The sequence below is a fragment of the Listeria weihenstephanensis genome (assembly GCF_003534205.1).
Classification (GTDB): Bacteria; Bacillota; Bacilli; order Lactobacillales; family Listeriaceae; genus Listeria_A; species Listeria_A weihenstephanensis.
On record NZ_CP011102.1, the window covers coordinates 2668662 to 2691784 of the forward strand.

Below are 23123 nucleotides of genomic sequence, written 5' to 3' on the forward strand. Positions count from 1 at the left end.
ATATCCACCCGTTCACACGGGTGGATATTTCATGTATGGAGGCTATTATTATTCTGTGATTGTTACTGTTTTTTGCGTTAGTAATACATTTTTAGCATCGTAGCCGTACACGATAACTGTGTCAGTAGTTTGGATTTTTTTATCTAGTACGTAGAATTTATACGTACCGTTTGCCGCAATCGTTCCACCATAGTATTTTGTACCGTTGATAGAAATTGCTAGTTTACTCATGTCTCCTTCAAACGTTCCTGTGATGTTGCTTGCACCAAGTTTGTAATTTGCTCCTGTGATTTCAGATAACGTTGTTGTGATTTTAACTGGTTGTGATCCGATTAGATTATTATTGGCGTCATAGAAGTTGATGATAACTTCCGCGTTTGCGTTTTTGATTTTATCTGCTGCGAAGAATTTCACGTTGCCATCTTTAACATCGCCGCCCCAATATTTCGTGCCATCTACTACAATACCAACTTTTGTGATTTCTGGGTCGTTATAGGTTGCTGTCACGTAGTTGTCACCGATTTTATAGTCAGCAACTGTTATTTTAAGTGGTGCTACAACTTGAACTGGAAGTGATTTTTGGATTTGCTTGCTTGCGTCGTATAAGTTTACCACAACGACATCGCCTGCTTTAAGGTTTTTATCGCCAACGTAAAACTTGATTTTGCCGTCTTTAGCTTCGCCGCCGTAGTATCGTTTGCCATTGATGTCTATGCTTAGACCAGTGACAGCGCCAGTGTAAGTTCCTGTAATGTAAAGATTGCCTTCTGTATATTTAGTAACTACGCCAGAAATTGGGTTACGCGCATTAAGCTGTGCTTGGGCTTTATCTAGTTGTGCTTGTAATTCTGCTCGTTTCGCAAGGTCTTTGACAGCATCAATCACTTTTTGGGTATTGCCGATAGCTACTTGATTCGTTGCATCTTTGATTGTCCCGTTGACATCGCTGTTATTGAATAGATCCTTGACGCTATTTGCAGCAGCTTCTTGACGTGCTTTTTCTGCTGCCTCTTCATTTTTCGCTGTTAGCAAGCTTTGTGCTTTGTCTAAATCTGCTTGTAATACTGCTTTCTTCGCTGTATCTTCCACTGCATCGATTGCTTTTTGTGCATCGTCAATGGCAGTTTGAGTTGTTGTGTCTTTAATAACATCTGATGCGGGGTTATCATTTTTAAACAGTTCATTGACTGCTTTTTCGGCTGCTCTTTCTGTCGCTGTGCCTTCATTTTTCGCGTCTAGTAATTCCTTGGCTTTGTCTAGATCTGCTTGCAATTCGTTTTTCTTCGTTGTGTCTTTCACTGCGTCGATTGCTTTTTGCGCGTCATCGATTGCTTTTTGGTTTGTTGTGTCTTTGATTGCACCTGATTCTGGGTTGTTATTGTTGAACAATTCGTTGACTGCTTTTTCAGCTGCTTCTTCTTTTGCTTTCTCTTCTGCTGCTTCGTTTTTCTCTGCCAACAATTCTTTCGCTTTATCTAGATCTGCTTGCAATTCGTTTTTCTTCGTTGTATCTTTCACTGCGTCGATTGCTTTTTGCGCGTCATCAATTGCTGTTTGGTTTGTTGTGTCTTTGATTGCACCTGATTCTGGGTTGTTATTGCTGAACAATTCGTTGACTGCTTTTTCAGCTGCTTCTTCTTTTGCTTTCTCTTCTGCTGCTTCGTTTTTCTCTGCCAACAATTCTTTCGCTTTATCTAGATCTGCTTGCAATTCGTTTTTCTTCGTTGTATCTTTCACTGCGTCGATTGCTTTTTGCGCGTCATCGATTGCTTTTTGGTTTGTTGTGTCTTTAATTGCACCTGATTCTGGGTTGTTATTGTTGAACAATTCGTTGACTGCTTTTTCAGCTGCTTCTTGTTTTTCCTTCTCTGTTGCTGCTGCTTCATTTTTTGCGTCTAGTAAGTCTTGTGCTTTATCTAAGTTTGTTTGTAACTCATTTTTCTTCGCTGTGTCTTTCACTTCGTTAATTTCTTTTTGCGCGTTATCAATTGCTGTTTGTGTGGTCGTATCTTTCACTGTTCCTGTACTTGGTTTATTATCTGTGAATAGTTCATTCACTGCTTTTTCCGCGGCTGTTTGTTTTGCTAGGTCTGCCAAAGCTTCTTCTCTAAGTTTCAATAATTCTTTTGCTTTGTCCAAGCTAGCTTGATATTCAGCCTTCTTAAGTGGGTCTCTTACAGCATTTACTGCTAGTTGTGCCTTATCAATAGCTACTTGATCCGTCGCCTCTAAAATAACGTTCATGGCTGGGTTATAACCTACAAATAGCTCATTGACTGCTTTTTCGGCGGCTGTTTGTCTTGCTTGTTCAGCCAGTGCTTCTTGTCTTGCAACATACAAATTCGCTGCCTTATCATAAAGTCCTTGTAATTCTGCTTTTACTGTTGGGTCTTTTACTTTATCAAGCAAATTTCCAGCAATCGTAATATCAGCAAGGGTTACAGCTGGTTTAAGCATGTTTGTGGCTGGATTATTAGCTAGGAATAACTCATTTAGTGCTTTTCTTGCTGCTTCTTGATTTGGCAAATCGGCTGCGGCAGTGTTTCTGTCGTTTAGTAATTGTTGTGCTTTATTTAGATTTAGTTGCAATGCTGCTTTTTTTGTTGCATTCTTCACCTGATTGATTAAGTTTTGTGCGGCATTGATCGATGTTTGGTTCGTTGTTGCTAAAATAGAATTTGTAGCTGGGTTGCTCAATGTAAATAAATCATTGACTGCTTTTTCCGCATTTGCTTGTCTTGCTGCCTCTGCTTCTTCCTCATTTCTTGCGTTAAGCAAATTAACTGCTTTCCCATAAATAGATTCTAATTCCGCTACTACTGCTGGGTCTTTTACATCCTTAATTAATTGATACGCATTAAAAATAGCCATAAAATCTGTGCTTGGTTTAAGCACGTTTGATGTATGATTATTACCTACGAATAAATCATTAAATGCCTTTCTTGCTGCCTCTTGTCTTGCCAAGTCTTCTGATGTTGCATTTCTATCATTTAGAAGTTGCTGTGCTTTATCAAGATTGCCTTGTAATTCTGCTTTTTTCGTTGTGTTTTTCACTTGATTCACAAGATTTTGCGCGTTATTAATTGCCGTTTGGTTTGTCGCGGCTAATATCGAGTTTGTTGCTGGACTGTTTGATGTGAACAAGCCGTTTACTGCATTTGTCGCTGCTGTTTGTCTTGCCAAGTCTTCTGATGCTGCATTTCTATCATTTAGAAGTTGCTGTGCTTTATCAAGATTGCCTTGTAATTCTGCTTTTTTCGTTGTGTTTTTCACTTGATTCACAAGATTTTGCGCGTTATTAATCGCCGTTTGGTTCGTCGCGGTTAATATCGAGTTTGTTGCTGGACTATTTGATGTGAACAAGCCGTTTACTGCATTTGTCGCTGCTGTTTGTCTTGCTGCTTCTGCGGCCGCTTCTGTTTCTGCTGCGGTACGCTCATTTAACAATCTTTGTGCTTTATCTAGATTCGTTTGTAATACTGCTTTTTTCGATGGATCTGCTACTTTATTTATAAGATTTTGCGCGTTATTGATTGCTGTTTGGTTCGTTGTAGATAAAATAGAGCTTGCTGCTGGATTGCCTCCTGTGAATAAACTATTTACTGCATTTGTTGCGGCTGCTTCTGCGGATTCCGCTGCTAGCCTTGCATTTAACAATTCTTGCGCTTTGTTTAAATTCGTTTGCAATGCAGCTCTTTTGTTTGCATCTGTTACTTTGTTTATAAGTGCTTGTGCATTGTTGATTGCTTGTTGATTGGTCGCTGCTTTAATCGAACCGGAACTTGGTGTATCGTTCGTGAACAAAGCATTAACCGCGTTTTGTGCGTCTGTGTGTGTTGTTGTATCTAGCTGTGTTTGTGCCGTAGTGATTAGGTTCGTTAATCTTGTTTTTTCTGTAGAAGTCGGTACGCTTGTTGCTTTGCTTTTTGCAGCATCGATATTCGCTTGTGTAATTCCAGTCCCAATTTTAGTAAACGTTGCGTCGCTGAAAAGGCCGTAGACTGCTTGACCATATGCCAGTAATGCTGAGTTATCGATTGCTGTCAACGTTACTTTTGCAATTCCTGGTCGTTCAAAACCACCAGAAGGCGTTAATGTTCTAATTTGAACAACACCTGCTCTTCGGCCCTTCAAGTCTACTGAAATACTGTCCGATACTCCTGTGTTTATTGTTTTATACTTCGTTATTATTTCCCCATCAGGCATTGTAATTTGAATACCGTAATTCTTATAAAACTTCGTCATATCTATCCACATTGTATTGGCCGAAACAGTAACCCAAGTAATATATACGTTTTCCTTTGAATGACTGGCGCTATAATCAGCAAACTCATTCGTATTTTGTAACGTGTATACTGGTGCTGCTGTTGCTTGGATGCCTTCTGCCGCTTGTGCTTGCTCCGTTAAAACGTTAAATGGAGTTGCTATGCTTGTTCCTAAAATCGATGCTACTGTAACCGTACTTACTAGTTTCTTGAATTGATTTTTCTTCATGAATATAATTACCTCTTCCAATTTTTTATTTTTAATCGCTATTTTACACTTACTAAAAACTACAAATCCTTTCGCTCTCACACCTAATGGACAGCTCTATATTGATCTCGTCTTAGATATCAGGGCAACTCCTCCTTTACAGATATGATATGGTTTATGAAATTTGAAATAGCTATATCTTTTTGTGTCCTCATTCATTTTTTGGATCTTGCTTTTGTTATGACTTAGCTCTTTTCACTGCCAGATTTCAGTATATAATTTAAATGTAAATCTGTTTTCTATTTTGCAGAAAAATATATACGTATTTTCGAATATTTTGTGACTAGTGATGAAAGATGTTAACTTTATCCGTAACACTGATCTATAAAGTCCATTTTATTCGGATGCCGGAACGGTATACCATTGATCACTTGCGTATGCCTAGTCTGTGAAAAGATCCACTGACTTTCAATGGATCTTTCTATGCCCTTATTCATTTAATCATCCATTTTAAGCGTCGTATCATCCGTGACGTTGTTCAATTCTCGCTGTGTCGCATTATAGTCATCAGTGGATACACCTCGCACGCCTTGTGCCGCTCGAATTGGGCTTACCGATGTGTTGAACGGCGTGATGAGACTCGCTCCTATAACGGATATCACGGCTGTATTTATTACTACTTTTTGAATTTTCTTCTTTTTCATGATTTGATTCTCCTTCTAACTTTATGAAATGGCTCTTAACTTTGTTTCTAGTTTTTCTGTATTGACAAAAATGGAGCTCCGAACAGGGTAAATGCAGTCTTCTTCGTGGAGTTTTTGCAAGACGGTCGTAATCGTGTTTGGATTAAAGTTCGTGTATTGTGCAATCATGCCTTTGCTTATTTGTTTTGGAAAACAGAGTACATCCTTATCTTCCGCTTCTTTTCCGTATTTTTTGCCGAGCTCTAGCAACACGAGAATGACTCTCTCTTCTGTCGGTAATCTCCATAGTTCTTGACGAGCAAGCAACCTGTTTGTCATATTTTTCATGTGTACATAGTGATAGAGATAGCCCTCTTGCGTATTCATTATTTTCTCAATCAAGTCCTCTTTTCGGTAGCGCGTCACTTCCACCTCATCGGATATCACTGTAAAAATATAATCTGGACTACTTCCAAGTGTTAAATTAGACAAGCCGATAACATCATTTTCAGCAAAAAAATCTACGACTATTTTCCCGTCCAATGTTGCTGCTACAATGCCCTTTTCGATAAAATAAACATCATTTTCATCTGTCCCATCTTGAATGAGGATCTCTTGTTTCAGATAGTTTTTCTTCACGCCTTTGGTCGGAAAAATTAAATCGTCTTGTATAAATTCACGGAACTTTACTTCATTAAAACCTTCGCTAATACTGGCTTCCCCGTATAGTAGCCCCATATTAGTCTCTTTATCTTTCATCTGAAACCCTCCTAATCTTTAGGGAATACAATCAGCCATTCTGCCGCTTTGTCGTGACCAGGTTCAGGCGTATAGCTCATCCAACCTTCTTCCAAATCGACCGGAATCTCAAAATAAATATTCCCGTTCATCTCTTGTCCTGGCGCAATCGTGTGCCCCAAACTATCTTCTTTCATGCCGTACATCCGATAATTCGTATGGTTTGGATCTTTTAAGCTGAAATTGCCAGCTCCGATTCCTTGTGCTGCTTTTGACTTGTTTTTCACCGCTACTTCAACTTTCAAAATGACTTTCCGATCAGAAACCGCTTTTTCGCGCGTTATTTTTATGGGCTTTATTTTTAAATCTTTGGTCCCCAGTTCTCTGTTGATATCGGAGCTTGCGGATGCTTTACCACAACCTCCAAGCGCTATCATACTAGCAATGACAATAACCGATATAAGTGCGACTAATTTATTCATGATTCGTTCCTTTCTTCTTGCCTAGTTTCATGGTATTTCAAGTATTGCATTTCTGCCTCGACTTGTTGCATCTCTCTTTCTATATCCCATGTGATGAGATGCAACAGAACCAAGAATTTTGCAGATGTGGAGCACAGACTCACGTGATTTAGCTTAAAAAAGGTTTCCAAGTTGCATGCTTCATGTGTAGGACCTCTTATTCCACGGATAGTACGGTTTCTTCTTTTTCAGCTGATTTGGCTTTCTTTTTAGAGTGAACAGCGTAGATGACAAATGGGATTGTTGCTGTGATGATGAAGCTAACTGCTAGGATAATCTCATAGGACATGTCGCTGCTTTTAGTCAAGGACGCTGGTGGGAAAAAGGCGGATACGATTGCGGCGATTGACATGAGTAGACCAACGCCGGCAACGATTAGTTTCACGACTTTACCACCTGGGATTTGATATGTGCGTTCTAGATTTTTCTTTTTCAAAACGAGAACGAAATATGCTAGGAAGAATAGGACGTATCCGATTAAATAGATGACTACAGTTAGTGAAATTGCGGTTAGGAATGATACGTTGTTGCCGCCACCGCCGAATGTTAGGACTGCTGCCCAGATGGAAACGATAACGCCTTGCACCATGATAAGCGGCACGGGAACGTTGTGTTTATTGGTTTTGCGGAATACGGACGGGATGATGCCTTTATCTGCAACGGTTTGCATGCCTTTTGTTGGACCTACAATCCATGAGCTGACTTGTGCCATGACGCCGAACGCGATCATGAAGGCAATCAATTTAACGACCCACTCCAAGCTGTTTCCATTTTGCATGATGAGTGCTTTGAACGTTTGAACAACGCCAGAGCTTAAGGATAAATCGTGTGATGGTACGACAGAAGCTACAGATAGCCCGCCGATTGTGTTGAGTGCGATTCCGACAAAAATGAGTAGAATCATGGCTAACGGATAATCGCGTTTTGGATTTTTCATTTCATTGATGTGTGGTGCAGAGGCTTCAACGCCCATGTATGCGAGCATGAAGATGACTAGCGATGACATATCTGTCCATTTCGGAATGAAGCTCGATGCTGTGAACGAAATTGCAGCGTGATGACCAGATTTTAAGTGGAAAATAGTTAAGAAAAATAGTGCTAAGACTGGAATCGTAATACCAACTACGAAGCCTAATTTTGCGAAGATAGCTGTCACTTTTGTACCTTTTAATTGTAGGAATGTCAAGCCCCAGAAAATAACAAGGACGGCGATAAATTTATACATCGGGTTGGAATCGAGTGCTGGGAAACTAATAACGTAAGATAGTGCGCCAATAATGAAGTAGATCATCGTGACAAAGCCGACTGTGATTTGGAACCATTGGAAGAATATCGCGGCGAATCCGTACTTTTCACCGAGCGTTTTACTTACCCAGCCAAATATGCCGCCTTCCTGGTAACCGTCTACTGTCGCGAGTTCCGCAGAGCAAAGTGACACTGGCAAAAACCATAAGAAACCACATAGTAGCAAGAAGAACACGAGGGAAAATCCAGAAGTGGCGAATGTCGGGTATTCATAAACGGTGATAAAAAGGGAAGCTGTTATAGCGAAGAATCCGAATAGCGATAACGTTTTTGCTGAAGCTTGTTTTTTCATTATTTATTTCCTCCTAAAATTTAATTAAGTAGTTAGAAAAGAGAGGAAAGCTGCGAACAACTATGACTTGCGGCTTTCCAATTTTTCTTAATGTGTGAAGCCATGCGTTTTTGACGTATTGACATCGTGGTATAAAATATGTGCGTTGTTTAATTCTTTGATACTTTCGCTCAGGTCATTTTTGAAAGCTGTGACCATGTTTTGACCTAAGTCGCCGCGGCAAACGTAGCGCTGAATAATCGTGTTACCCATTTCTTTTGGAAGTGGATACGCCGGAACCTGCCAGCCTTTCATTTGCAAGCGATCCGCCAAGTCGTAAAGCGTCCACTCCACATCTGCATCGTCTTTTAGTTTGTAGCAAACAATCGGTAAATTGTCGCCGTCGTTGTAAATTTCGAACAACCCTGCGTCGGCAACTGCTTGCGATAACTGCAAAGCGCCATCTCTTGTGCGCATGTGGATTTGACGATAACCGTCGTAACCGAAGCGAAGGAAGTTGTAATATTGACCGATAATCTGACTAGCACTCCGTGAAAAATTGATTGCCATCGTCGGCATGTGTCCACCGAGATAACTCACATCAAACACCAATTCCTCTGGCAAATATTCCTTGTCACGCCATAAAATCCAACCAACGCCTGGGTAAACGAGACCGTATTTGTGTCCCGATGTATTAATCGAAACAACATTTGGTAAACGGAAATCCCACTCCAAATCCGGATCAACAAACGGCGTGAACATCGCGCCACTCGCGCCATCAATGTGAATCACGACTTCATTGTCATGCGTGTGATTGTAGTCTTCCACAAGATCATTCAGCGTTTTGATATCATCAAATTTCCCAGTATAGGTGATGCCTAGAATCCCAACAATTCCAATCGTGTACTCATCCACATAATCCATCACGATATCCGTGTCGATACTCAAATGCTCCTCGCTCATCGGAACCTCACGCATTTCGATATCCCAGTAGACACAGAACTTCTCCCAGCAAACTTGGAATCCGGAGGAAATAACCAAATTTGGCTTTCTCGCATTAATATCTAGACCGCATTTACGTGCAGCGTTGCGCCATCTGAATTTCATCGCCATACCACCAAGCATACAAGCCTCACTTGAACCAACCGTCGACGTTCCCATGTAATGCTCCGACTCATCCGCGTTCCAAAGATCCGCCAACATGTTCACACAACTCGACTCAAGCTTTGCCGTCTGCGGATATTCCGACTTATCAATCGCATTTTTCTCCATCGTTTCCGCCATGATTTGCTCCGCTTCCGGCTCCATATACGTTTGGCAGAAAGTAGCCAAGTTTTGTCTCGCAGAACCCTCATCAATCAGCTGATCCTTCACAAGTTGATAAGCGATTCGCGGGTCCACTGATTCCTTATTCATGCGTTTATCTGGTAAATCTTGACCTGACTCAAAAGATCCAAACACCGGTACATTACTTTGCTCTACATTTGTTTTAAACATATTAATTCCTCCAATTATTTTTTTATTTTGAATATTCCGTTATATAAAAAGGCTATTTAGACTAACTTGTTCACATTTTGCGTCGTTTCAACCACATAGGTAATCGGTTCTTTCGTATTTTCTAAAAGGGCATCCGTCAACGTGACGCTATTGATTTGATTATTTTCGTAGGAAGTGAAGTAGTACGTCTTACTTTCCGAACACATCGATGCCACATATTGCGTGAAATCTGGGTCGCCGTTTTCTTTAATCACCGCGCCGTTCGGGATGCGGACACTATTCAAGATGTACCACACATTCGTGATTGCTTCTTCCTCATTTTTCGCTGGAACCACGTTTTCTTTCAGGAATGCTGCGCGGACAAAACGTTCTGGAGGCGTGAATCCACCTGGTAATTTACTTGTCCCCGTTCCTTGTGAGAAAGGTTTCGCGATGTAATCTCCGAATTTCACTGGTGCTAGTTGTTGCGCTTGTAAACCTGTGTAGTTGCGCAAGTTCTCAATATGCCATTCGAGACGCGGCGTGTTTGTCATGACGCCAACTGGGTTTTCCTTGATACGTAGCGTCGTTTCCGTCGGCTCAATCACCGCGCAGCGTCCACTCTTATCGGTGAAAATCCAATGTAACGGCGTCGTAATCCCGAGTAACGCAACCGGTTGATCCACCAAGTTAATGTCCGCTAACTTCGCTTCCACATCCTCAATCGTCGCACACGTACCTAACATCCAAAGTAAGAATTCCTGCGGTGCCAAATTAATTTTCCCATCCACCGCTTCCGGCGCGTAAACCGCTTCGCCTGGCAGATAAAGGGACGCACAACTCAAGCCCTTCTCATTTAACCCGTCTGCGAAAATGTACTTATCTAACTCTCTGCCAGCACCAACAAACGCATACTCATTCGTGTAATTCACGCCATCTGTCGAAGATTCCCACGCATAATTCCTCGGGCTCACCGTCGGATTCGCCTCCAAGATAAAAGCGAAATCCATCGTTCTTGATAATACATGTTTCCCATCCAACGTTTCTAATACAAAGCTTGTGCACATAATTTAATTCTCTCCTTCAAAATTTTATTTAATTACTATACTACCTATTATAGCGAGTTTCTGTTCGACTGATTCTGTTCTTTTGTCGTTTTAGCGGTTCATTTTTGACTGTCTTGCTTTTCCTTCTAAAACGTTGCCACATCCTCGTGTCTCTCTCACTTACAATACCTATTATATCGAATCTAGCGTGCTGCAAATTCGCAATTTTGTCGTATTATCCGCACATTTTTAACCATCTAAAAAAAGCCGCCAAATTCAGCAGCTTCCCTCCATCATTTATTCCCCATCGTCTCAATCACAATATTCGATATGTTCGCGAAGTCCCTAGCAGACAGCTCTGGCCCAATATAAAGTATCTTCCCGCGATGATACTGCTCCATCATCATCGGCGTCGAAATAGTTGTCAAAATCACATCCGCTTGATGCGCACTATTCTTATTCAAAAAATGAACCTTATAACGATATTTCAACGTATCATCAATCTGGTGACGCAAATTATTCTCCGCCAATTTCGGCAAATCCGTATCCAAAACAATCTGAACCTGCTCCTCAAAATACGTCAGCGGTTTAATAGAAGAAAATAACAAAGCATACCTCGTCAATAAAAACTGCTTCTCCAAAAATAACTCGTTCTGGGTCTCCTCATACAACTTATCCAACAATTCATCCAACTTTCCAAACAAGTTCGGATAATATTCCGCCACCCGATGTAAATACTCATATCCATTAATATCCACTGAAAAACGCTTAAACAAAGTACAGAAAAGATGCGCACAAAAACTGTTGTTGAAGAAGGTTTCTTTCTTTTTCTCCGGTATATCTATAATTTCTGACGAGAAATCCCGCATCAGAGCTTCCGTCGCCAAATAAATATCCGATTCATTTTTCTGATGAGGTGCCATAATTCGCTGCGCCAGCTCACTATTTTCATAAAGTTTTGGACGCGTCTCCATCAACAAATAGAAAAAATAAATCTCGCCCTCCTTTTGAATATTCAGCGACTCAAAAACGGCTTTCATTTTGTTCAACCTTTTGAAATCATTATCCAAATCCAGATAGTTTTTCCAATTCGGATTCATGTCCACCGTATGCCTTTTGCGGATTCGAATGATATTTATCGCCAAAATATAACCAATCTGATTCTTCTGCACATGCGTCAAGTTCAACCGCAAACTTGTACTCACCCGCTCCGTCGCGTCTTCAATCGTTTCCTGATCCACAATATCAAACGGCCACAACGCCCCCCGATAAATCCGCCAAAACACACTATAAGCAAACATCCTGATCTGCGTCTCCGTCCCCACCAGCTCATACGTTTCGCGCTTCAAAGAAATCCCATACGGTTCCAGCAATTCCTGAAAAGTTTTCAACGTCCGCCGAACCGTCGTCTCACTCAAAAAATTATCCATCGCAAATCTCTTCACCGACGTAAATTCCTCGAAAAAAACAGCTTTCATCAACATAAACGTCACGTTATCCTCTAAAAGATACAATTCAAAACCAACAACATCCGCACCAGCTGTTATTTCAAGGAATACGCCCTTATTCTTAGCCGTATGCAACTGAATTTTATCATCCTGATAGCCATCCACTTTCTCCAATAAATCCACCAAATAGCGTTGAACCGTCCGCGGAATCATATCTAAGCGCTCACTCAATTCATTCACCGTATACCAACGCGACTCCTCCGAAATCATCCGCAAAATCATCATACTATTCGTTGTACTCTGGTCAATCGCCCGATAAATATCGTTTTTCAAAAGAAATACCCCCTTTAAAAATATCTATAGTCATGCCTTATCCTACTTTTCGATGCTTCCCAATACTTATACCCTCCATTCATACTTCTCATTCAAAATTTTCCCCATAAAAAAGGCCCTGCATCCATTTTTGAATACAGGGCCATCCTTATTAATCTTCTAAAGCTTGTAATTCTTGATTATTATCTAATTGAGATATGCCTTCAAGATGTTTCTTTTGCAATTGTTTCATACCGAACCATAGTAACACTGCGAATACTGCGAAGATTCCTAGAAGAACGAAGATACTTTGCAAGTAAACGTTCATGCCGATTCCACCTGTGATTGCTTGTCTGAACCCATAGATAGAGTAAGTCATTGGCAAGAATGGGTGGATGGCGTTGAAGAATCCGTTTGTTAGTGGCATTGGGAATGTTCCGCCTGCACCGCCAAGTTGTACGATCAGTAGAATCATTGCTACAAAGCGACCTGGATTATCGAATGTCATCGCTAGGAACATAATGATGAACATGTAAGCGAGTGAAGTCGTCATTGCCATGGCATAAAATTCGATCAGAGAATCTACATGTAATCCGAGTACCAGCATCACTGTTGCTTGGATAAGTGCCATCACGATTGCGACAACTGCGCCAACCGATGCTTTACTTGCCCACCATGCTGTGCTTGTTTGACCACGCATCGAGATTTTTCTGATAGGGAATACAAAGTTGAATACTAGAGCACCAACATATAGTGCTAGTGACATGACATATGGTGCTAAAGCTGCGCCATAATTTGGAACTGTACTATAATTTTTGTGATTAACTTTATCTGGGCTTGCGAACATTTCAAAATTCTTATCTGTCGGGTGTAATTGACCAAGTTGTTGACTTCCAGCTGCTAATTGTGTCGAAAGTTCTGTTGCGCCTGTATTTAGTGTGTTGATTCCTGATCCAAGTTGTCCCGAACCTGCTGCTAACTGTGCTGATCCGTTGTGAATTTCTCCTGCGCCGTTACTTAGTGCTGCTGCGCCATTTTGTAGTTTTGGAGCGTTGGCTACTAGTTGATTCGTACCATCTGCAAGTTGTGCCGCGCCGTTATTTAACGCATTTACACCGTTTGTCAAAGCTGGTAATTGGCCAGAGAAAGTATTCATGCCACCAGCAAGTTTTGTTGCACCATTATTTAGAGCTGACGATTTACTACCTAATTCAGATGTACCATCATTGATTTTCTTCAAGCCACTGTTTAGCGCTTGGCTTCCGTCTGTTAATTGATTCACACCGCTTGCTAGAGCCGGTACTTTTGCGTTCAATTCTTTCGCACCAGTTGTCGCGTCTGCAATACCGTTGTTCAGTGCCGTCGCGCCGCCAAGTAGTGTATTCTGATCGTTCGCACTACCGACTGCTTTTTGAATATCAGACATCGAACCGATAAGAGCATTCGTCCCGCTATAAATTCCAGGATTGCCGTTGAAACCATTGTTCAATTGGCTCACACCAGATTGTAGCGCTTCGATTTCGCCAACACTATCCGGAATATCCGCAATTAATTGACTCAATTCTTCTAAATCTTTGTGCATCAGTTGAATCACTTCGTTTTGCTTTTGCGCTTGATCAGTCAAAATTGGCGTAATATCGTTAACTAAAATCGCTTTTTCTTCTGGAGTTAAGGCTGAACCTTCAATTTTTGCAAGAATTTGGTCGTGATGCGTACCACTCGTTAAAGCTTCCAATGCCGCCAAACGTTCTTCTATTCTATTGATCGTTGGCTCCATCGCGTTTCCTTTATTAACAATGCTCGTCAATGTCGTGTTGTTTACTTGCTGATTTAATTCCGTAAGTCCTGTTTTAAATTGATTCAAACCACTTTGTAATTCCGCGATTTGTGACTTGCTCGTTGGGCTTGAAAGATTCGTGTTTAGCTCTTCCAATCCAGATTTCAGTTGCGCGCTTCCCGTGTTCAGTTTTTCTAGACCAGTTTGTAGTTCACCAGCACCTTTTTGTAAATTCGGGATTTGGCCATTTAGATCAGTTAAACCTTGCGTTAAGCTAGATGAACCAGCAAGAGCAGTATTCGTGCCTTTATTTAACTCGTTCACACCAGAAGTATATTGACCAACACCACTTGATAGTTGATTCGCACCAGCGTCAAGTGCCGCAACACCGTTCGTTAATGGACCAACGCTTGAAGAAAGCTTCTTCGTACCAGCATCCAGTTGCGTTGCGCCGTTATTTGCTTTTTCAACACCATCGATATACTCATTTAATCCAACATTCAGCGTATCTGCGCCATCTTCAAACGTCAACGTACTACTAGCTAGTTTATTCAGATTTGCCGTTATTTTATCATTACCAGCTTCTAGTTTTCCACTACCTGTCGCAATTTCGCCAGCACCGTTTGCCGCTTGTTCGATACCATTCCCAAGTTTACCAACCTGTCCATAAATCGTTTCTGCGTAACCTTTCGTTACACTCGTGCTCACTTGCGCCTTCAAATCCTCAATCGCCATCTTCGTTACTTCTTCCCCGATAAAATTAAGTGATCCATTCGTTTCATAACCAATCTCCATTTTCTTCGGGTCTTTATCTAGAAGTGTCGTTGCGTTTTTCGAGAAATCCTTTGGCAACGTCACGATCATGTAGTACTTCAAATCCTTCATTCCTTGCTGCGCCTCTTCTTTTGAAACAAAGCGCCAGTCAAGCGAATCATCTTTTTTCAGTTTAGCGACCAGTTGATCGCCGACATCCATCTTCTGTCCCTGAAAATCCACCGTCTCATCCAAGTTCACAACAGCTACTGGCAAATGACTTGCCTTACCATATGGGTCCCACACTGATTTCAAGAAAAAGCTCGCATACATAATTGGGATAAATAAAATTGCGATAAAAGAAATTAATAAAACCTTGTTGCGAAATAGCTTTTTCCACTCATTTTTAACCATATTCATATTTGTAATTCCTCCTTCAAATTTTGGGGTGTCTGTCATCTCTTGCTTACAAATACAAGTATATAATTTTTCAAGCCTCGCAAATTCTTGATTTTGTCGTTTTATTGGCACAAAAATGGCGCTGACGTTTAAAAACAACAAGCGAAGGGGAAAACTATATATAGGAAGCCATTTCATGAAAGGAAGTCACTAATATGTCATTAAACAAGGAAAAATTAAAACAAGTAACAGAACTCGCCAAAACAAACTGGAAAAGCGCGCGAATCACCGCCCACGCCGCCCAACTCACCTTTTACATATTGCTATCGATTTTGCCAATGATGCTCGTATTCGGCAATCTAATTCCGTTGCTGCCAATTCCAAAAGAAGAAGTATACTCCACGCTCCAAACATTCATGCCACCAGAAGTGTACGATATCCTGCATCCCGTCATCGAAAGCATGCTCACCAACGCAAGCGGCACCGCCATCTCACTCGGTTTAATCACCGCGATTTGGTCCGCTTCGAAATGTTTCAGCGCCCTACAAGAAGTCCTAAACATCGTCTACCAAGCCCCAGATCGCAAAAATTTCATCGTGACCCGCGTCATGTCATTCGTTATGATGCTCGTTATCATCGTAATCCTCGGCGCCGTCGTCTTTGTTTTCGCATTCGGCGAACAAATCGTAGGCTTCTTGCAAGACCAATTCGATCTGAATCTTGATGCCCTCGCTAATTTAGGCGCTGCAAAATGGTTCATCACGCCAATTTTCCTATTCATTTTATTCCTCATCATCTACTGGCTCGTTCCAAACGTCAAATGGAAAATCAGAAAAAGCGTCATCGGTGCCCTATTTGCCACAGTCGGCTGGCTTGCTGCAACCGAACTACTTTCCGCCTATGTCAGTTTTCAAGGTGATAAAATTCTCGGTTTCGGCAGTCTCAGCATCATGATCGTCATCATGCTCTGGCTCTATTTCGTCTCGATTATCCTGCTACTCGGCGCGTTTATAAACGTCATCACCGACTCCTACAAACAACAAAATTTGTAATCAATGCGTGGATATATTACAATGAAAACGAGAGAAAATCGCTATTTAGGAGGAATTTTATCATGAGTATCAAAATGCTACATACGTGCATTCGCGTCAAGGACTTAGACAAATCGCTAGCTTTCTACACCGAAGCATTTGGCCTGAAAGAAACACGTCGTAAAGATTTCCCAGATCACAAATTCACACTCGTCTACCTTGCATTTGAAGAAGGCGGATTCGAATTGGAACTAACGTACAACTACGATCAAGCAGAAGCCTACGATCTTGGAAACGGCTACGGACACCTCGCAGTTGGCGTCGATGACCTATCCGCAACACACGAAACCTTCGAAAAAGCCGGCTACAGCGTCACCGACTTAAAAGGCCTACCGGGAACAAAACCAACCTATTTCTTCGTAATGGATCCCGACGGCTACAAAACCGAAGTCATCCAAAATCGCTAATGAGCACGCAAAAAAGAGAGCAGTTTTCCTCATTGCTCTCTTTTACTATCTATATATAGGAGGAAACACGTTATGCAACACGCCGAATTTCAGCAAGACATCTACAATCTTGTCCGCCAAATCCCACACGGAAAAGTCACAACATACGGTCAAATCGCGTATATGCTCGGACGTCCGAAAAATTCGCGACTTGTTGGCCAAGCCATGCGCTTAACACCGAGCGACGCCAGCATCCCAAGCCACCGCGTTGTCAACTCCCAAGGCCGACTCGTTCCGGGGTGGTCCGCCCAATATGACCTACTAAAAGCAGAAGGCATCCCCTTCACACCAAATGGCAACGTTCGCTTAAAAAGCTGTTTTTGGCAAGGTTAAGCCTCCAATCGCAACAATCGTTCCTTCATCGCGATACCACCACGGTACCCCGTTATTTTTCCATTTTTTCCAATCACACGATGACACGGCACCACCATCAAAACTGGGTTCGCCCCAATCGCCGTCCCAACTGCCCGCACCGCCTGCGGTTTCCCAATCACTTGCGCAATCTCCGAATACGTCCTCGTCTCCCCATACGGAATCGCAACTAACGCCTGCCAAACCGCCTCCTGAAAAGGCGTCCCTGTAATATCCAGCGGCAAATCAAAATCCCGTCGCGCCCCCGTCAAATACGCCGCAATCCCCTCCGCATAAGGCTTCACCCGCATCTCATCTACTATCAAATCCACGCGAACCCTCTCGCCCCACTTTTCCAACTCAGCTATATCCGCCCCATCCGAGCCAACAAACGCCAATCCACGCTCGCTAATCCCAATATAAAGCGCCATCCCAGCCACATCCAGCCGATCATAATACACCATCTTCATCGCCATCCAACCCCTTCCACGTTTTCCGATACCCGCTCGGTGTCACGCCCTGCGTCCGCTTAAACAACGTCGCAAACTGCGCCGCATTCGGCATCCCAACCGCAGCACCAATCTCCATCACCCGCATCTCCGTCGTTTCCAGCAACACACACGCCTCCCGAATCCGCACCACATGCACAAAATCAAGCGGCGTCATCCCCGTCTGCGCCTTAAAAACCCGATGCAGATGATACGCACTGCCATGACACCCATCCGCAATCCGTGAAAGCGTCAAATGCTCCCGATAATGCTCTCTCACAAACGCCTCAACCTGCGCGACCCACTCCACATCCGGCAATCGCTCCCCGCCCGACTTACACCGTTTACAAGGCCGATATCCCGCAGCAATCGCATCCGCCGCATCCAAAAACACCTCGACATTTTCAAACTTAGGCGTCCGCGACTTACACGAAGGCCGACAAAAAATCCGCGTCGAACTAACCGCATAAAAAAATTGCCCATCAAACGCCACATCATTCTCACAAATTGCACGCCACTGCTCCACCGTCATCAAATCACCCAACTCCTCTTTCCATATCCATACAACCATTATACTCTCTTTCCCACCAAAAAATAACCGTTTTCCAACATAAAAGCAAGATTTGAAAATACCTTCCGTTTCCAAATAAATTTTTATTACCAAAAAACAGCATAAAACTTGCAATTTCGCTCTCATTGCATTAAACTAATTTTGTTGCACTAAGGAAACATTGAGAGGATTTTGAATATGACTGATAAAAAAAACGATAAAAAAATAATAAAACACACCCCTCCAAACGGTTCCAGTTTAGGAGAAATAAATAATAGCGTTAGCATTCCAAAAAACGGCGGCTTCTGGCGTAAACTCTTAGCTTACTCAGGCCCTGGTGCGCTCGTCGCAGTTGGCTACATGGATCCTGGTAACTGGATCACCTCGATTCAAGGTGGATCACAATATGGCTATCTACTACTAAGCGTCATCCTGATGTCCAGCCTTATCGCTATGTTACTCCAAAGCATGTGTGCCAAACTCGGCATCGTTACCGGCCTTGACCTCGCCCAAGCCACCCGCTTAAAAACCGGAAAAAAAGGCGGATTTGTTCTGTGGATTATTGCCGAACTCGCCATCATGGCAACCGATATTGCAGAAGTCATCGGTAGCGCCGTAGCCCTAAACCTGCTATTCGGCATACCACTCATACTCGGCGTTATCATAACAGTGCTCGACGTTTTCCTACTTCTCGTACTAGCAAAATTCGGCTTCCGCAAAATAGAAGCCATCGTCGTAACACTCATCCTAACTATCCTTGTGATCTTTTTATACGAAGTCATACTATCTCAACCTAACGTTTCCGACCTACTCGGCGGATTCGTCCCACAAAAAGAAGTTATCACAGACAAAGGCGCACTATTCCTAGCACTCGGCATCATCGGCGCGACCGTTATGCCACACAATCTCTACCTACATTCATCGATCGTTCAAGCTCGAAAATACGATCGTAACGATAAAAAATCACTCAAAGAAGCCATCAAATTTTCGACAATTGATTCCAATATTCAGCTAACCGCAGCATTCATCGTCAACTGCCTACTTCTTATTCTAGGCGCAGCCCTATTTTTCGGACAAGATACCAGCAACCTAGGTCAGTTCACCCAACTCTACGATGCTCTGCAAAATAATGCCATTGTTGGCGCCATTGCGAGTCCGGCCCTAAGCGTTCTCTTCGCAGTCGCCTTACTCGCATCAGGGCAAAACGCGACAATCACAGGAACATTAACCGGTCAAATCGTCATGGAAGGCTTCATCCACATGAAATTACCCGTCTGGATGCGCCGACTAATCACACGAATACTCGCTATCATTCCAGTCATTATCTGTATCGTGATTTACGGCGACCAAGAGAACGCAGTCGAGCAACTCCTAATCTACACCCAAGTTTTCCTAAGTATTGCGCTACCATTCTCCATGATCCCACTCACAATTTTCACCAGTAGCAAAAAACTAATGGGCGAATTCCGAAACCGCTTATGGGTCACTAGCCTAGCATGGATCATAACCATCGTGCTCAGCGTACTGAACATCCAATTAATCATCCAAACCCTTTCAGGACTCGGTTAAAAAAATAAAATCCAGGGTAACTCATTTTCATGAGTTACCCTGGATTTTTATTTTAAACTACTTTAGAAACATCATTTTTAATTATCCATTTCTAAGCGATAAGATTCCTTTAAAACAAAGTGAATTAACATAATTCGCATTCCCATATGATATTTTTTCTCTACTACAAGAGAATTAGAATCGCTAATAAAATTTTTCATCTCATCTGGTGTTATTTCTGCATACAAAGCCAACGTTTCAATACTCAGATCAAAATAATGAATCAATCCATCAATAACTCCTAATAATTTTTCATCATCACTTGTTGCATCAAGAGATCCTACCAAAAAAGGTAATATATATTCCGCATGAGTAGTTCGGCTGTCAGGGTTAGACCTATAATCCTCGTCCAGATTTATTACATCTATACCTAACAGCTTTGAGACCGATTTCTCTGTAAGGCCGTACTTATCTTTTAAAATAGCAGTTCCTGATTGAATAGTTCCATCGAACAATTTGTTCACTCCTTTACAAATAATTTGATTTCCTACAAAACTAATGATACCATCAATGTGAATAAAACAACAAAGAAAAGAGGGATAAAATGAACATAACAAGAAATATAGTTCAATATCTAGGAGCCTTATTACTAATTTCAGGGGGATTATTTTTTATATCACCTAGTAATCCGCATGCAGAAATTACACCAGAAGAAGCAGCTGAAGCTTTTGAAGGAGTTAGTCTAGGGCAAGACTCAGCAACAGTAGACATAATGGCTGAGCCCAATTTACAAAGTCCTGTAAAATTATTAAGAAGTACTAAATTAGTCGGACAATTGAAACTTTGGGTTACATTCAAACCAAACTACATCAACTGGCGAACCACTATGTACGTATCCGCAAACTCATTCAAAGGAACAATACGTGTGACCAATACGAATTCTGGTTTATTACACGGTAACACTCCTGTTAATAGCTTTGCTGGGCACATATCACAACCACTACTTAGAAGCACTTTTCAAGCTCAATTATATGGAAATGCTTATTATGGTGGAGTTTCTGTTGGAAAAGCATTCGGTTCTGGAATTATCATGTGGCAAATTAAATAAATAGAGGCTATAAATTCGGTTCTATAGAAAATGTTGGGGTAGGAAATAATCTACCTCAACATTTTTATTAGCAATACTAACGAAAAAAGCCGCAACACAAGGCCACGGCTTTTCTCAGCGCAATCAAAAGGAGAAATTCACACAATCAAATAAAGGGGGTATTTGTATTGTGATTTATTTCACGTCAATAATATACCACATCTAAGATAATAATTCAATGTTTCACAAAGATTTTTTTTAGTGATCTAAATCGACTCATCCTACCAGATAATCTTCATTCGTATATAACAATATCCCTAAACAAATAATAAGTCATAATATCATGCTTATTTCATCTCAAATCAGATGTTTTCCATTTAACAAAGCCTTTATACTCCAAAATCCAGAATATTTTTCATAAAAAAACAAAAATAGGATTCTCAATGAAGAACCCTATTTTATCAATAACAAAAATAATATTTATTTATTCACATCACTATTTTTCACAAAGATAAACAAAAAACCAAATCTACTTCACCAATTCTTCCAGCTCATTCAAACGCTGCTCAAAAACTTTCAACGCATCCGTCACGGGTTTAGACGTAGTCATATCCACCCCAGCTTTTTTCAACACCTCAATTGGAAAATCAGAACTTCCAGCTTTTAAAAATGCCAAATAATGCTCAATGTCTTCTGCACTACCATGTAAAATCCGATCACTAAGCGCTGATGCCGCACTGAATCCTGTCGCATATTGGAACACATAATAATTCATATAGAAATGCGGAATCCGCGACCATTCCAGCCCGATCTCCTCATCATATACAATCTCACTGCCATAATACTTCTCATTGATAGCAAAATAATTCTCCGTTAAGAATTCAGCCGTTAACGCCTCACCCTTCTGATCCGCCTGATAAATAAAATGCTCAAACTCAGCAAATTGCGTTTGACGGAATACCGTTCCTTTAAAACCGTCCAAATAATGATTCAGCAAATAGGCACGCACTTTTGGATCATCATATTTCTTCAACATATAATCCGTCAACAAGTTCTCATTCGTCGTCGAAGCAACCTCTGCCAAGAAAATCGGATAGTCCCCATACACAAATGGCTGATTTTCACGCGTATAGTAACTATGCACACTATGACCTAACTCATGCGCCAGCGTAAACACATTATCAATCGTATCCTGCCAATTCATCAAGATATACGGACTCGTACTATAAGCACCCGATGAATAAGCACCACTACGTTTCCCTTTATTTTCAACAACATCAATCCAACGACTCTCAAATGCTTCCTTCAAAATCCCCTGGTATTCTTCCCCCAAAGGCGCTAGTCCATTCAAAACAATATCTTTCGCTTCGTCATACGTGAACGCCAAATGTACATCCGTTGAGAGCGGCGTATACATATCATACATCCGCAATTCATCCAATCCAAGCAACTGCTTGCGAAGACCCACATAACGCTGTAGCAACGACAACTGATCGTTCACAGCCTCCAACAACGAGTCATACACAGCCTCTGGAATATGATTGCCAAACAAAGCCGCATGTCGCGCCGATTCAAACCCATGAACCTTCGCATAAAAATTTCCCTTCTTCACTTGCCCCGTTAGCGTCGTAGCGATTGTATTCTTCAAGCCCTCATAAGCACCATACATACCTTTAAATGCCGCCTTACGAACATCCCGATTCTTACCTTCCATCATTTTTCCATAACGACCATGCGTAATTTCCACCATATTCCCATTCTCGTCCTCGATCTCAGGAAACTTCATATCCGCATTATTTAAAATACTATACGTTCGCGAAGCATTTCCCAAAACTTCCCCAGCCTGCGCCAATAAAGCTTCTTCCTTCTCCGACAAAACAAACGGACGGTTCAAGTTCACTTCTTCCAACAAATGCGCATACAATCGTAAATCAGCATTCTCCGCGATAAAGCCTTTCAATTTCGCCTCATCTATCGCTAAAATCTCTGGTTCAAAATAAGAAATAGCAGCCGAAGCTTCCGTCAATAAACTACCAGCACGACTATACAATCCCTGATATGTCGTATTCGTCGTATCCTGATCCTGTTTCAAATGAGCATAGACATACAAGTTCCCTAAACGATCATAGAGCTCATCACGATAGCGCATTGCTTGCAACAACATATCGCTACTCTCGCCCAGCTTTCCTTGAAATGCCTGCGCCTCCTTCACTTCTTCCTTTAATGCTACAAAAGATGCTTCCCACGCATCATCACTTTTAAAAATTGTCGTTAAGTCCCATGTTAGTTCTACGGGCACTTCTTCACGTGCTGGTAGTGCGGCTACTTTTTTCTCACTCATAAATCTTATACCTCCAATA

General features: G+C 41.7%; 18 protein-coding genes. 5 read left to right on the plus strand and 13 right to left on the minus strand.

Annotated features, from left to right (window positions below):
* Positions 1–48: 48 nt before the first annotated feature.
* The 9 genes from UE46_RS12950 to UE46_RS12990 form a co-directional block, all read right to left on the minus strand.
* Positions 49–4494 (minus strand): toxin Cry1Ac domain D-VI-related protein, encoded by a 4446-nt coding sequence (locus UE46_RS12950; RefSeq protein WP_118907688.1) that lies wholly within the window; start codon positions 4492–4494, stop codon positions 49–51.
* A 476-nt stretch (positions 4495–4970) separates the two neighbouring features.
* Positions 4971–5177 (minus strand): hypothetical protein, encoded by a 207-nt coding sequence (locus UE46_RS12955; RefSeq protein ID WP_036059445.1) that lies wholly within the window; start codon positions 5175–5177, stop codon positions 4971–4973.
* Between the two features lie 21 nt (positions 5178–5198).
* Positions 5199–5915 (minus strand): Crp/Fnr family transcriptional regulator, encoded by a 717-nt coding sequence (locus UE46_RS12960; protein WP_036059444.1) that lies wholly within the window; start codon positions 5913–5915, stop codon positions 5199–5201.
* Between the two features lie 11 nt (positions 5916–5926).
* Complete coding sequence (locus UE46_RS12965; RefSeq protein WP_036059443.1) at positions 5927–6376, minus strand: DUF4352 domain-containing protein; 450 nt, start codon at positions 6374–6376, stop codon at positions 5927–5929.
* Between the two features lie 196 nt (positions 6377–6572).
* Complete coding sequence (gene gadC, locus UE46_RS12970) at positions 6573–8012, minus strand: glutamate/gamma-aminobutyrate antiporter (RefSeq protein ID WP_036059442.1); 1440 nt, start codon at positions 8010–8012, stop codon at positions 6573–6575.
* An 87-nt stretch (positions 8013–8099) separates the two neighbouring features.
* A complete protein-coding gene (gene gadD1 / locus UE46_RS12975; protein WP_036059441.1) occupies positions 8100–9488 on the minus strand; it encodes a glutamate decarboxylase GadD1 in 1389 nt (462 codons plus the stop codon).
* A gap of 56 nt (positions 9489–9544) precedes the next feature.
* On the minus strand, positions 9545–10534 hold the full coding sequence (locus UE46_RS12980; protein ID WP_036059440.1) for a choloylglycine hydrolase family protein: 990 nt from the start codon (positions 10532–10534) through the stop codon (positions 9545–9547).
* Positions 10535–10806: 272 nt separating this feature from the next.
* Positions 10807–12294, minus strand: a complete 1488-nt coding sequence (locus UE46_RS12985) for a helix-turn-helix domain-containing protein (protein WP_036059438.1) — start codon at positions 12292–12294, stop codon at positions 10807–10809.
* A gap of 151 nt (positions 12295–12445) precedes the next feature.
* Positions 12446–15223 (minus strand): YhgE/Pip domain-containing protein, encoded by a 2778-nt coding sequence (locus UE46_RS12990; protein ID WP_036059437.1) that lies wholly within the window; start codon positions 15221–15223, stop codon positions 12446–12448.
* A 194-nt stretch (positions 15224–15417) separates the two neighbouring features.
* On the opposite strand from UE46_RS12990, the gene UE46_RS12995 reads away from it, so the two are divergent.
* From UE46_RS12995 to UE46_RS13005, 3 genes are all read left to right on the plus strand, one after another.
* Positions 15418–16254 (plus strand): YihY/virulence factor BrkB family protein, encoded by an 837-nt coding sequence (locus tag UE46_RS12995; protein WP_051492817.1) that lies wholly within the window; start codon positions 15418–15420, stop codon positions 16252–16254.
* A gap of 62 nt (positions 16255–16316) precedes the next feature.
* Complete coding sequence (gene gloA / locus UE46_RS13000) at positions 16317–16700, plus strand: lactoylglutathione lyase (RefSeq protein WP_036059435.1); 384 nt, start codon at positions 16317–16319, stop codon at positions 16698–16700.
* 72 nt (positions 16701–16772) lie between these two features.
* Positions 16773–17072: an MGMT family protein gene (locus tag UE46_RS13005; RefSeq protein ID WP_036059434.1), complete on the plus strand. Its 300-nt coding sequence runs from the start codon at positions 16773–16775 to the stop codon at positions 17070–17072.
* Here the strand turns inward: UE46_RS13005 and UE46_RS13010 are convergent.
* The gene (locus tag UE46_RS13010) at positions 17069–17566 is read right to left on the minus strand and encodes a methylated-DNA--[protein]-cysteine S-methyltransferase (RefSeq protein ID WP_233230932.1); all 498 of its coding nucleotides are present in this window, start codon (positions 17564–17566) and stop codon (positions 17069–17071) included. The two genes, UE46_RS13005 and UE46_RS13010, sit on opposite strands and share 4 nt — an antisense overlap.
* Positions 17541–18149: a bifunctional transcriptional activator/DNA repair enzyme AdaA gene (locus tag UE46_RS13015; protein WP_036059458.1), complete on the minus strand. Its 609-nt coding sequence runs from the start codon at positions 18147–18149 to the stop codon at positions 17541–17543. Before UE46_RS13015 ends, UE46_RS13010 begins: the two co-directional genes overlap by 26 nt.
* Positions 18150–18326: 177 nt before the next feature.
* On the opposite strand from UE46_RS13015, the gene UE46_RS13020 reads away from it, so the two are divergent.
* Positions 18327–19697 carry an Nramp family divalent metal transporter gene (locus UE46_RS13020; protein WP_036059433.1) on the plus strand — a complete coding sequence of 457 codons (1371 nt, stop codon included), beginning with the start codon at positions 18327–18329 and terminating at the stop codon, positions 19695–19697.
* A gap of 77 nt (positions 19698–19774) precedes the next feature.
* On the opposite strand, the gene UE46_RS13025 is transcribed toward UE46_RS13020, so the two are convergent.
* On the minus strand, positions 19775–20191 hold the full coding sequence (locus UE46_RS13025; protein WP_036059432.1) for an HTH domain-containing protein: 417 nt from the start codon (positions 20189–20191) through the stop codon (positions 19775–19777).
* Between the two features lie 89 nt (positions 20192–20280).
* Here UE46_RS13025 and UE46_RS13030 point away from each other — a divergent pair, with 89 nt between their 5' ends.
* On the plus strand, positions 20281–20784 hold the full coding sequence (locus UE46_RS13030; RefSeq protein ID WP_036059431.1) for a hypothetical protein: 504 nt from the start codon (positions 20281–20283) through the stop codon (positions 20782–20784).
* 508 nt (positions 20785–21292) lie between these two features.
* Here the strand turns inward: UE46_RS13030 and pepF are convergent.
* Positions 21293–23104, minus strand: coding sequence for an oligoendopeptidase F (pepF, locus tag UE46_RS13035; protein WP_036059430.1), 1812 nt, complete (start codon positions 23102–23104; stop codon positions 21293–21295).
* Between the last annotated feature and the right edge of the window lie 19 nt (positions 23105–23123).

What these genes read in the sequence shown, in the direction of transcription:
- UE46_RS12950 (WP_118907688.1), bottom strand. Translation starts at nt 4,494, where the DNA reads ATGAAGAAAAATCAATTCAAGAAACTAGTAAGTACGGTTACAGTAGCA.
- UE46_RS12955 (WP_036059445.1), bottom strand. Translation starts at nt 5,177, where the DNA reads ATGAAAAAGAAGAAAATTCAAAAAGTAGTAATAAATACAGCCGTGATA.
- UE46_RS12960 (WP_036059444.1), bottom strand. Translation starts at nt 5,915, where the DNA reads ATGAAAGATAAAGAGACTAATATGGGGCTACTATACGGGGAAGCCAGT.
- UE46_RS12965 (WP_036059443.1), bottom strand. Translation starts at nt 6,376, where the DNA reads ATGAATAAATTAGTCGCACTTATATCGGTTATTGTCATTGCTAGTATG.
- gadC (WP_036059442.1), bottom strand. Translation starts at nt 8,012, where the DNA reads ATGAAAAAACAAGCTTCAGCAAAAACGTTATCGCTATTCGGATTCTTC.
- gadD1 (WP_036059441.1), bottom strand. Translation starts at nt 9,488, where the DNA reads ATGTTTAAAACAAATGTAGAGCAAAGTAATGTACCGGTGTTTGGATCT.
- UE46_RS12980 (WP_036059440.1), bottom strand. Translation starts at nt 10,534, where the DNA reads ATGTGCACAAGCTTTGTATTAGAAACGTTGGATGGGAAACATGTATTA.
- UE46_RS12990 (WP_036059437.1), bottom strand. Translation starts at nt 15,223, where the DNA reads ATGAATATGGTTAAAAATGAGTGGAAAAAGCTATTTCGCAACAAGGTT.
- UE46_RS12995 (WP_051492817.1), top strand. Translation starts at nt 15,418, where the DNA reads ATGTCATTAAACAAGGAAAAATTAAAACAAGTAACAGAACTCGCCAAA.
- gloA (WP_036059435.1), top strand. Translation starts at nt 16,317, where the DNA reads ATGAGTATCAAAATGCTACATACGTGCATTCGCGTCAAGGACTTAGAC.
- UE46_RS13005 (WP_036059434.1), top strand. Translation starts at nt 16,773, where the DNA reads ATGCAACACGCCGAATTTCAGCAAGACATCTACAATCTTGTCCGCCAA.
- UE46_RS13010 (WP_233230932.1), bottom strand. Translation starts at nt 17,566, where the DNA reads ATGGCGATGAAGATGGTGTATTATGATCGGCTGGATGTGGCTGGGATG.
- UE46_RS13015 (WP_036059458.1), bottom strand. Translation starts at nt 18,149, where the DNA reads ATGGTTGTATGGATATGGAAAGAGGAGTTGGGTGATTTGATGACGGTG.
- UE46_RS13020 (WP_036059433.1), top strand. Translation starts at nt 18,327, where the DNA reads ATGACTGATAAAAAAAACGATAAAAAAATAATAAAACACACCCCTCCA.
- UE46_RS13030 (WP_036059431.1), top strand. Translation starts at nt 20,281, where the DNA reads ATGAACATAACAAGAAATATAGTTCAATATCTAGGAGCCTTATTACTA.
- pepF (WP_036059430.1), bottom strand. Translation starts at nt 23,104, where the DNA reads ATGAGTGAGAAAAAAGTAGCCGCACTACCAGCACGTGAAGAAGTGCCC.